Annotated in this window: 10 protein-coding genes; 6 read left to right on the top strand and 4 right to left on the bottom strand. The window is 37.8% G+C overall.

All coding sequences use genetic code 11. The features are described from left to right. Positions 1 to 844: 844 nt before the first annotated feature. The 5 genes from betI (at position 845) to V6256_RS11120 (ending at position 6,693) form a co-directional block, all read left to right on the top strand. Positions 845 to 1,453, top strand: a complete 609-nt coding sequence (gene betI, locus V6256_RS11140; protein ID WP_341598289.1) for a transcriptional regulator BetI — start codon at positions 845 to 847, stop codon at positions 1,451 to 1,453. Then, positions 1,441 to 2,907, top strand: a complete 1,467-nt coding sequence (betB, locus tag V6256_RS11135) for a betaine-aldehyde dehydrogenase (protein WP_341598288.1) — start codon at positions 1,441 to 1,443, stop codon at positions 2,905 to 2,907. The genes betI and betB overlap by 13 nt, the downstream gene beginning before the upstream one ends. A 2-nt stretch (positions 2,908 to 2,909) precedes the next feature. Beyond that, a complete protein-coding gene (betA, locus tag V6256_RS11130; protein ID WP_341598287.1) occupies positions 2,910 to 4,601 on the top strand; it encodes a choline dehydrogenase in 1,692 nt (563 codons plus the stop codon). A 258-nt stretch (positions 4,602 to 4,859) separates the two neighbouring features. Beyond that, the gene (locus V6256_RS11125; protein ID WP_341598286.1) at positions 4,860 to 6,077 is read left to right on the top strand and encodes a BCCT family transporter; all 1,218 of its coding nucleotides are present in this window, start codon (positions 4,860 to 4,862) and stop codon (positions 6,075 to 6,077) included. Between the two features lie 136 nt (positions 6,078 to 6,213). Further along, entirely contained in the window at positions 6,214 to 6,693 is a 480-nt protein-coding gene (locus tag V6256_RS11120) for a MarR family winged helix-turn-helix transcriptional regulator (RefSeq protein WP_341598285.1), read from the top strand. Positions 6,694 to 6,846: 153 nt separating this feature from the next. On the opposite strand, the gene V6256_RS11115 is transcribed toward V6256_RS11120, so the two are convergent. Continuing rightward, positions 6,847 to 7,428, bottom strand: a complete 582-nt coding sequence (locus tag V6256_RS11115; protein WP_341598284.1) for a DUF938 domain-containing protein — start codon at positions 7,426 to 7,428, stop codon at positions 6,847 to 6,849. A gap of 195 nt (positions 7,429 to 7,623) precedes the next feature. Between V6256_RS11115 and V6256_RS11110 the strand changes: the two genes are divergently transcribed. Beyond that, a complete protein-coding gene (locus tag V6256_RS11110) occupies positions 7,624 to 8,019 on the top strand; it encodes a ribosome recycling factor family protein (RefSeq protein WP_341598283.1) in 396 nt (131 codons plus the stop codon). A gap of 201 nt (positions 8,020 to 8,220) precedes the next feature. On the opposite strand, the gene V6256_RS11105 is transcribed toward V6256_RS11110, so the two are convergent. The 3 genes from V6256_RS11105 to V6256_RS11095 form a co-directional block, all read right to left on the bottom strand. Then, positions 8,221 to 8,412 carry a CsbD family protein gene (locus V6256_RS11105; protein WP_341598282.1) on the bottom strand — a complete coding sequence of 64 codons (192 nt, stop codon included), beginning with the start codon at positions 8,410 to 8,412 and terminating at the stop codon, positions 8,221 to 8,223. Positions 8,413 to 8,781: 369 nt separating this feature from the next. Next, complete coding sequence (locus V6256_RS11100; RefSeq protein ID WP_341598281.1) at positions 8,782 to 9,615, bottom strand: 5'-nucleotidase, lipoprotein e(P4) family; 834 nt, start codon at positions 9,613 to 9,615, stop codon at positions 8,782 to 8,784. Positions 9,616 to 10,030: 415 nt separating this feature from the next. Then, the gene (locus V6256_RS11095) at positions 10,031 to 11,281 is read right to left on the bottom strand and encodes a cation:proton antiporter (RefSeq protein ID WP_341598280.1); all 1,251 of its coding nucleotides are present in this window, start codon (positions 11,279 to 11,281) and stop codon (positions 10,031 to 10,033) included. Positions 11,282 to 11,617 lie beyond the last annotated feature (336 nt).

Here is an 11,617-nt window from a genome sequence, read left to right as displayed (position 1 = left end):
TTCGATAATGAACAAAATGTTAAATTTTAGATTTGAATATGCTCTTTTATCTCCAAAAAGAATCGATATTGAAAGCCAAGATGAATCATAAATAGAGAAGAGCATTGTGGGAAGAGGAAGAAAAAGTATTCACTAAGTTTGCACAATAGGCTATCTATACGCTAATAAGTAATGCACTCATTACCCCCCTCTTATAAATAAAAATAAGCCAGAATAGGTGTAGCAATACAGATGTAACAGCATAGATTAATCGATCCCTGTTGTTACACAAAACGCATTAAACATTATATTAAGTGACAAAGTCATTATTTAGGCAGGTTTATGGTGCTTATTTGATAGCAAGCTAAACACTGCAGTCTTGTTTAACAAGACTGTTAGCCTCCAATAATAGAAGAAAATATCGAGTTTTATTCATCACATGCCGCTAGATCTCAATTGTACGTAAGACCTAGTACCTATATCTAACACCTAGTACTTTATCTAACATCTAAAAAACAACGTCATGATGCTTGATTAGAGCAAAATATAACCTTCGACATAAATTAAATACGATTCATTTTAATTTAATTAACTTTAATAATAGTTACAACCAAAACTATTTATCGCTAAACAAATTACTTTTTTTAGAGCGAACAAAACGCAATAAAACCCTTTTATATCAAGGGGGATGAGTAATATTCAGCTAAGAATATAATCAGCCAATTAACTTAATCAACAAAATTATAACCTTTATAACATTTAAATTAACACTTGATAGTTAGTGCACTAATCATTAGCATATAAAGTTAATTGAACGTTCAATCAATCTATTAATTGATTAATCGTAACAAAAAAGGACTGATTGATGGCAAGACCAAATATGAAAGAAATTCGCGCACAACAGCTTATTGATGCAACATTAATTTCTGTTGAACGCCACGGTTTACAACATACAACCATCAATACAATCAGTGCTATCGCAGGTATGTCATCGGGTATCATTAGTCACTACTTTGGTGGGAAACAAGGATTAATTGAAGCGACGCTTAAGTATCTTCTGGACCAATTGAAGCAAGCATTATTAAGTAGAATATCAGATCAAGAGCTCTCTCCAGTAGAACGTCTATCAATGATCGTTGAAGCAAACTTTACAGAGTTGCAACAATCAACAGCAGCAACTAAAACCTGGTTAAGTTTTTGGTCTGAATCAATGCATGAACCGGGTCTCGCAAGACTGCAACACATTAATAGTGAACGTTTATACAGCAACTTACTTTTCTGTTTTAAACAACTATTACCTAATACCGCTGCGATTAATGCAGCTAAACAAACAGCAGCTGTAATTGACGGCTTCTGGTTACGAAGCGCCTTAAGCTCAACACCGGAAGCAGAGTTCAAACAAGCTCAAATTTTATCTAAAGCCTTTATTAATACTGTGCTTACACAGTATGGAGAAAATCAATGTCATCATTAACCGTTTATCAAAACTACGTCCATGGCCAATATATCGCTAATGGTACTGGCGAAACATTTGAAGTCATCAACCCAGCAACGGGTGAAGTTAGCTACTTAGTAGAAACAGCGACTGAAGCAGTACAAAAAGCAGCTATCGACAGTGCAAAATCTGGTTTTGCAACTTGGTCAAAAATGACAGCAATGGAGCGTAGCCGTCTATTGCTTAAAGCAGTGGCGTTATTACGTGAATATAATGATGAACTTGCTGCCGGTGAAGTATTAGATACAGGTAAACCATTACAAGAAGCAATTGAAGTAGACATCGTAACTGGTGCTGACTCTATTGAGTTTTTTGCAGGGCTAGCGCCAAGTATTGAAGGTAACCAACAAACCGTTGGTGATGACTTCTACTACACACGTCGTGAACCATTAGGTATTTGTGCAGGTATTGGTGCTTGGAACTACCCACTGCAAATCGCTTGTTGGAAATCGGCACCCGCTTTAGCTTGTGGTAACGCAATGATCTTTAAACCTTCTGAAGAAACACCTCGTGGTGCAATGCGTTTAGCAGAAATTTTCACTGAAGCTGGCATTCCAGATGGCGTATTTAATGTCGTTCACGGTGATGGACGCGTTGGCGCATGGTTAACTGGTAACGAAGATATTGCAAAAGTATCTTTCACTGGTGAGGTTGGTACTGGTAAAAAAGTAATGGCTGCTGCGGCAAGCTCATTAAAAGAAGTAACAATGGAACTAGGTGGTAAATCACCATTAATTATCTTTAATGATGCCGATCTTGAAGACGCTGTTTCTGCAGCAATGCTTGGTAACTTCTACACACAAGGTGAAATCTGTACGAATGGTACACGTGTTTTTGTTCAAAAAGATATCTACCCTCAATTCATTAAACGTTTAATTGAGCGCACAGAACAAAACATCATCTGTGGCGATCCAATGGACCCAGAAACAAACTTTGGTGCATTAATTTCAAAAGACCACCAGCAAAAAGTATTGGATTACATTGAAATCGGTAAAAAAGAAGGCGCAACATTATTAACAGGTGGTAAAGCATTACAACCTGAAAGTGCACCAAACGGCTTCTTTGTTGCTCCTACTGTTTTCACCGACTGTAGCGACGAAATGACAATTGTTAAAGAAGAAATATTTGGTCCTGTTATGTCTGTACTAACTTTTGATAATGAAGAAGAAGTTGTGGACCGTGCAAACGATACGCGCCTTGGCTTAGCTGCTGCCGTATTTACCCAAGATATTAAGCGTGCACACCGTGTAATACACCAAATTGAAGCGGGTATTTGTTGGATCAATGCTTACGGTGCATCACCATCTGAAATGCCAGTAGGCGGTTACAAAATGTCAGGTATTGGCCGCGAAAACGGTAGTGAGACACTAAAAGCGTATACCCAAATCAAAGCGGTATATGTTGGTATGCAAAATCTTGAAAGCCCATTTTAAGGATGACTATGACTACAACAAACTATGATTATATTATTGTGGGTGCTGGTAGCGCAGGCTGCGTACTAGCAAACCGCTTATCAGAAAATCCAAACAATCAGGTTTTACTGCTAGAGACAGGCGGTAGTGATAAAAGCATTTTTATTCAAATGCCAACTGCCCTTTCAATTCCAATGAACACCAAGAAATATGCTTGGCAGTTTGAAACGGAAGCAGAACCTTTCTTAAATAATCGTCGTATGCATTGCCCACGCGGTAAAGTATTAGGTGGCTCTTCATCAATCAACGGCATGGTTTATGTTCGTGGGCATGCGCGTGACTTTGATGAATGGCAACAAGCTGGCGCTGAGAATTGGGATTACGCACATTGCTTACCTTACTTTAAGAAAGCGGAAACTTGGTCATTTGGCGGTAATGATTACCGTGGTGACACAGGTCCCCTTGCCACTAACAATGGCAACAACATGAAAAATCCACTATACCAAGCGTTTGTTGATGCGGGTGTAGATGCCGGTTACCTAGCGACCGCTGATTACAATGCAGAGCAACAAGAAGGTTTCGGTCCAATGCATATGACCGTGAAAAACGGCGTACGTTGGTCTACTGCCAATGCTTACTTAAGACCTGCGATGAAACGTAATAACTTAACTGTTGTGACACACGCATTGGTACACAAAGTGTTACTTGAAGGTAAAAAAGCAGTTGGTGTGCGTTACCAAGTAAAAGATAAAATAACTGACGTACTGTGTAATAAAGAAGTATTACTGAGTGCTGGTTCAATTGGTTCGCCTCATATTCTGCAATTATCGGGTATTGGTAAAGAAGAAACATTGAAACAAGCAGGTATTGAACAGCACCATGAATTACCAGGTGTTGGTGAGAACTTACAAGATCACCTTGAGTTCTACTTCCAGTTTAAATGTTTAAAACCGATTTCATTGAACGGCAAGATCGATCCACTAAATAAGTTACTAATAGGTATGCGTTGGATCTTAAATAAATCAGGTCTAGGCGCAACTAACCACTTTGAATCATGTGGATTCATTCGCTCTAAAGCAAGCCTGGAATGGCCAGATCTTCAATATCACTTTCTACCAGCAGCAATGCGTTATGACGGTAAAGAAGCATTTGCAGGTCATGGTTTCCAAGTACATATTGGTCACAACAAACCTAAAAGCCGTGGCGCAGTAAAAGTGGTATCAAACGACCCACATGCGGCACCGCAAATTCAATTTAATTATTTATCGCATCAAGAAGATATTGAAGGGTTTAGAGCTTGTGTTCGTTTAACGCGTGAGATTATCAATCAACCGGGCTTAGATGAGTACCGTGGAGAAGAGATCCAACCAGGACTAGCAATACAAACAGATGAAGAAATCGATGAGTTTGTAAGAAGTTCGGTTGAAAGTGCTTACCACCCTTCTTGTTCATGCAAAATGGGTGAAGATGAAATGGCCGTGGTTAACTCGGAAACTAAGGTGCATGGTATCGATGCATTACGTGTTGTTGATTCGTCTATCTTCCCAACCATTCCTAATGGCAACCTGAACTCACCAACCATCATGGTCGCTGAGCGTGCTGCCGATATTATTTTAGGGAATGAGATGCTTGCACCAAGCGATGCAAAAGTCACTATCGCTGAAGATTGGCAAAATACCCAACGCTTCAGCGAACCAAAACGAGCTGTTAACTAGTTCACCATCAGTTTCACTCTCTGTGTTGCAGCGATTGCAAAATCACTGCAACACAAAGACGAGGTATCAGGTCAACCTATGCAAACATTGCAAATGACCTACTAAAACTACGTTATTTTTCAGGGTTTAACTATCGTTTTTGACACGATACTTAAGGTTTGAGGACAAAGTTGTCTTAAAAATAATGGCGTAGCGTTTTAAAACATAAAACAAGGAATTATCTATGTTTATCAACACTATCCACTGGGAGGTCAAATAATGACTCTTTGGCTCTCAATCGGCATCTTATTTGTTTTTGCCGCCATCGCACTTATCTTGTTCCGTTGGGGTAATATGCCATGTATTGGTGTAACACCAGTACGTAAGTTTACCTTTATCGCAATCCTGTTCACTTCAGGTTTAGATGTAGGCTTAATCATGTTCCCGCTAACTGAATTTGCAGGTTATGCCGATTTAGCAACTAGTCCTGAATATGGGTTCACCAACCCGCTCTCTATTGAGTTTGGTTTTTGGGCATTCTTGATTTGGGCTTTCTACTTTGTCACTTGTTTTTACTTTTGTGTTATTGAACCAAGAGTTAAGTTTTTCGAAGTGCCACTGATCAAGTTTATTAATAATGTGGTTATTATTGGTACGTGTGCGTTTACCGCTTACTTATTACTGACTAATTTACCTTGGTACTTACCGGGTATTGGTGATGGCGAATCAATTGTGGGTAGTTTCTACCTAATTGTATTCTTAGCTATCGCAGCTGCAGTATATTCAAGTACCAGTATTCGTTACGTACGTATTTTAAGCTTAGGTAGTAGCTGGTTATTTTTCACCTTAATCATCATTATGTGGGCAGGTGCATTCTTATCAGACAATTCAAGTGTTAGTGAATTCTTCACAACCTTTGGTTTACTAGGTGACTACTTTGCGAATCTACACCACTTTGTATTACCGTTGAATGACTACCATGAGTTTTACCTGTACTGGTGGTTCGCTTGGAGCATTATGATTGGTCAATTTACCGCCCGCTTTGTGAGTGGTATGAAGACTTATCAAGTACTGGCATCGATGATGATATTCCCATCTATCCCAATTGCGATTTGGTTTACAGTACTTTATTACTACAGTGTAAATGCTATCCCAACAGCTGGTTTTTATAACCTAGCGATGGTGATTGTAGGTATTACTTTTGTAATTAACTCACTGGACTCACTGGTTCGTTTGTATACTGATAACTTAAACTTAACAGTACAACGCTTCGGTAAAATACCTTACATCATAGGTAACATTGTTTTATTAAGCGCATTAACTTTATTGTTCAAGCTTAACTTTTTACAAATTCAATGGGTTGGCGCATTGGCAATCGGCTTAATCTTAGGTTGTTTCGCTTATATGCTATTAACTCATTACCGTAAAGTAGCGAATATTGAGCGTTCTCCGAAAGAGAATAAAATCGATTATACTAAGATTGAGTTAATGGATTAATCCAATAAATAGTTGGTTCAATCTGTATTAATAAAAAAGCAGAATAACAACATCAGTTATTCTGCTTTTTTGTCATTTTACACATGAGTCTTCATTTAATTTTTGCTATGCTACGCAAAAAATTTGAGTGAGTATTATGGAAAAGCAAGAACAACTATTAATTTCGTTACGCCGAGTTATCAGAGCAATAAGCATCCATTCTCGCCAACTTAATAAAGAATCAGGTCTCACTGGACCTCAGCTATTAGTGATGCGAAAAATAGCACAACTTGATGCACCACTTGCAAAACAAATAGCGCAAGAAATTACCCTCAGTGCCGCTACAGTAACCACTATTCTTGATCGACTAGAAAGTCGTGACTTTATCATCAGAACTCGCAGCAAAACCGATAAACGCAAAGTACACTTATCACTAAGTGAAGCTGGCAAAGCGGTATTAAGTTCTTCTCCACCACCGTTACAAGAGCACTTTATTAAACGTTATCAAAACCTTGAAGAGTGGGAACAAAGCCAATTACTTTCCGCTGTAGAACGTATTGCTTCAATGATGGATGCAACAGAGTTAGATGCTGCACCGGTATTATTAGTCGGTAAAATCCAAGGTGACGAATCATAATAGCGAGTTCGTCAGATCAGGATTAGCCGCTATCTTTATAAACAGCAGTGGATTCAATAAATACTCACCTTACTTAGACAAATCCCTGCTTTTATTTTAAAAAATAGCCTCTTTATCATTAAACTTAACATCAGATTTTAGGTTTAATCGATGTTAACGTTGCCACACTAATAAAAAGTTATTCGCAGGCATTGGGATTTTTTCAATAAGTTGAAGGCCTTTCCCCCATACTGTTAATTCACTAATATTCCTGATTCCACCACAACCCTCTTTCTCTAAGTGTAAATCAAAGTCACGATTACCTTCGCTGGTGTATTCTCCATCAACATTAAATGGCCCGTATTGGCAGAACAATCCACCTTTAGGTAAATTAACAGCGATCATTTCCATCATCAACTTCGCTGCCTCTTTAGGCATAATATGAGTCGTATTAGCAGTAAAAATAGCGTCTATCTCAACCTCTGGCCAAGCTTGCTCCCCAAATAAGAATACAAAAGGAGAACGAATATTTTCACTTGGGCATTCAGCCATCCAAGCCTCAATACTGGCATGGTTGTCTACAGTATCGCTAGTGTGCCAAGTTAAATGCGCTAAATGCGGCGCAAAATAAACGGCATGCTGCCCAGTACCAGAGCCAATTTCCAATACCCCTTGTCTATCTGACAATAAGCGAGTGAGTTGATCTAAGATAACCTGTTGATTACGTTCACAAGAAGAGGCTGTTTTCTTTGACATGCTTTTCCCTTTAGCATTAAGCGACAATAATATTTAATATACTCGGTTATACATGGCTAGCTGAGTTTCGTCTAGTTTAGAGAAGTGAACCTAACGCTCACTATCGGTTTTTCATTAGCAAGGCCGATTCGCTAATCATGATCGTAAACGTTATTATTCACTTTTAAATATCAAGAAACCCTGTTGGAATAAGCTGTGCTCAATGACACATCAACAATATGCTCAATTAAGTTAAATAACTTTCTACACCGTATTGATTGTAAAACAACCATGATAAATATTTTTACGGTAAATGGTTGTACTATAAAGCGCATTCGCCGCTCTAAAAACTGGTTACTGACAGGTAAACCAGAGCAACTTATTGAGGTTAACAAACACCTGCGACAACACTTAGCCGAGAACATCGAATCTAAAAAAGTAGGTTGGATATTGGAAGTAATTGATAAAGGTTTACCCAAACCCAGTGTCGATTTAGTAACCCTGGTACGATCTACCCCTGATATGACCATTAATCGCTTAATAGTAGAAACCGGCTGTACCCTTATTGAGGCGCGAATAGCCATCGATAAAGCAGAAGATTTAGCTGAATAAAAACAGCAAAGCACCGAGTAAAACAGCCCATTTGCAATAGACTTAATGGCGAATTTATTACATCTAATTTCGTTTTGATATCAAGCTAAATGTATTGTTTATGGTACGAGAGATCTGTTGAGTCAATGTGATACGCTAGGTAGTTATGTCGATAAAATAAAAAGGGCCTAAATAGGCCCTTAAAAGCAAAGCTAACTAATACTAAAGATCTAACTGTTCAAATTCTTTTTTAGCTTCTTCTTTTCCCATGCCGTATTTTTCTTGCATTTTACCTTGGAAGACCTCTAAATCACCGTTGATTTCCTGTAAATCATCATCGGTTAGCTTGCCCCACTTCTCTTTTAATGTACCTGAAACTTGTTTCCATTTACCTTTAACTATGTCGTTGTTCATTATATAACTCCTTTCTTAGTTAAAAAATACGATAACAAAACCGTATTAACGGTCTTACTAAATACTGTTACAAGTTACATGCCAAAAACATAAATCATTGAATTACAATATATATTTTTAAATTAAAAAAATAAAAGCAAGATTCTCCTGTAAGTTTTACAGTTTAAATTGTCACTCTTTCATAGGTAGAGGCATCGATGGAGACCTAAAAGAAAGCTAGGTTGGTAGTAGGAGAGAAATCACTGTACCACTACAAGGGAAGAGATGGATTAATAGTGAGGTTATGCAAGCACTTCTCTTTTACTGGCTATTTAAAAGCATAAATAGCCCAAGAAGTACTTGTTTATTAGCAGAGAAAATTAATCGGCTTTATTCGCTAAAAGTAAATTTTCTTAACGTTGATTGTCTTAACTCAGATTTTTCTTGAGAAGATTTTTTATACCACTTACCACCACCATATACCGCACCTTCCCAAGCACCGTAAGTAGGGTTTGGTAGTACGATAAACTGCTCACCAAATTTTGCTTTATTCGCTTCTGTTGCAGCGTTACGAGAATCCATTGTATCGCCATCAAAAGCTTCATCAAAATCTGCTAGGCTATCTCCCATTAATAAAACAACGCGGTATCCCATATCAGTAACATTATCACGACGTTCCTGCTTTTCTGAGCTTCCTGTTCTTAACATCATGTGCTTTTCGTCTACTTGCGGAAAGCCTAATGCAATTAAGTTCTCCATAGTGACAGCTTTTAAATCTATATTCTTTTCTGGCATTGATTTTCTGTTAGTCACGTAAAAAACATCACCACCCGTTTCTACAACGTGATTTAAAAATGCAACAGCACCTGGGATGGCAGTAGCACTTTTATCTTCCGCCCACTCTTTCCATCTTGCCTCGTTATAACCGTAGTCTTTACCAATTAAACCGCCGTTAAATGGGCTGTTATCAATAATCGTTTCATCAACATCAACAATAATCGCTTTTTTACCCGCTTGCTTATCCATATCCCATCTTAACTTAGCAATATTAAATGCTTGGTAAGATAGCGCTTTAAATTCAGCTGCATTTTGCATCCATGATAATGCTAAGACAGACTCTTCATTTAGGTCTTTTGTAGTAAATGCCTTATCTTCGGCAAAAGAAGTAGAAACAACTGTAGTCGCTAACGCCACGGCTAAAAAGCATTTTGAAAGTGTCTTCATTGGGTCTCCATGTGTATTTTGATAAAAAATGCAAAAACACATTATATTCATAACCTTTATTTGTCTATTAGTTATTTAAATAACAACTACTTAGTCATTTTAAAAGGAATTTTCTACTGCAAAATAGTAAAAAATAAAAATAGAAAGAACAGAAAGGCGATAAGCTAGATTAGGTAATAGGTTTGATGACAAAAAATACAGCTAGCAAAAATTAATATAAAAATGCAGAGTAAAAATGCAGGACACCCAATGCAAAAATGCAGTAAAAATTCAGGACACCCAATAAAAATTCAGGACACCCAATGACTTTAAATCGTAACCTTATGAATTCATTACGATCAACTAATGGGTGTCCACGATCTCTTGATGTCCACGATCTCTATGTTTCGTCTTCTCCACGATTTCGTCTTTATATTTAACGAATCGTTTTGGCTACTTTACCAATACTCAAACCTTGAATTAAAATGGAAAACACTACAACAGCATAAGTTAGCGCCAGTAAAATATCACGCTCTGTTCCATCAGGTAATTGCAATACGAGTGCAACCGAAATACCACCACGCAAACCACCCCAGGTTAATACTTTCCACGCGCCAGATGGCAACGCTAATTGCTTATTAAATGTAGTGGTTGTGATACCGACAACAATTAAACGTGCGAGTAATGCGATTAAAATAGTTAAGCCACTGGCAATAAACAAGTTACTCGAAAATACGATCATGACAACTTCAAGCCCTATCAATACAAATAATATGGCATTTAGAATTTCATCAATCAGTTCCCAAAATAAATCAACGTAATGGCGTGTTTTGTCGCTCATCGCCATACTACGACCATGATTACCGACCATTAACCCCATCATGACCATTGCAAGCGGGCCCGACAGATGCCAATGACTTGCCAATGCATAGCCACCAATAACGCCTGCTAAAGTAAGCAATACTTCTTCTTGGTAGCTATCAATACTTTGAAGTAGATAATATAAAATCCCCCCTATTACCAAACCAAAAACAATACCGCCGCCCGCTTCAACTGCGAACGAGTGAGCTACATGATAAGTTGTAGGAATATCACCACTGGATAAAGCACCTAATAAAAGCACAAAAATAACCACACCAATGCCATCGTTAAATAACGATTCACCGGCAATCACTGTTTCAATACTTTTAGGCGCGCCTGCAGATTGTAAAATACCCATCACGGCAATAGGATCAGTTGGCGAAATTAATGCACCAAATAGTAAGCACCAAATAAAGGCTAAATCAAAACCAAGTAGAGGAAGTAGTAAATAAAGCGCGCCAGCAATAATAACCGTAGATAATAAGGTACCAGCACAAGCCAAAATACCTATTGGCAATTTATAGCGCCTTAAATCACTAACATTTACGTGTAGCGCACCAGCAAAAAGCAGCATAGAGAGCATGCCATCAAGCAACACTTCAGTAAAATCTAACTGATCGAGCAAGCTCACTTCATAATCGATAAGATCATCAAAGCCCAAAAAGCCTAAAAAGATAGCGCAGATAGATAAAAGCATTGAAATAACCATCACACCGATGGTGGTTGGTAAACCAATAAAGCGATGATTTATATAGCTGAGTAACGCGGTAATTGATAAGAATATCGCACTTATTTCAAGTACGCTTAGCTTGGTTGCTGGTACCATGGTTTAGATCTCAATATTTATTGAATGGTGCTTTACTCAAAACAAGTAAAGCTGAAGGGTTATTATTTTTGATACTGTTACCTCGTATTATATTCATATAGCGCACACAAACACACCTAAAACATCAATACGCAGCATCAGTATAAATAGTAAATAAATTAACCGTAATGGCAAACACTGTTCAGCTTAAAATACAGGAGAAAAGACAAGACACTCAATAATTTTAAATCGTAACCTTCTGAATTCATTACGAGCAACTAATGGGTGTCCACAATTTTTTCATTTTTGATACTGTTACCTCGTATTATATTCATATAGCGCACACAAACACACCTA

The sequence above is a fragment of the Psychromonas aquatilis genome, assembly GCF_038155185.1.
GTDB lineage: Bacteria > Pseudomonadota > Gammaproteobacteria > Enterobacterales > Psychromonadaceae > Psychromonas > Psychromonas aquatilis.
Note: the sequence above shows the minus strand (reverse complement) of the source record. Positions and strands in the feature narration are given on the sequence as shown.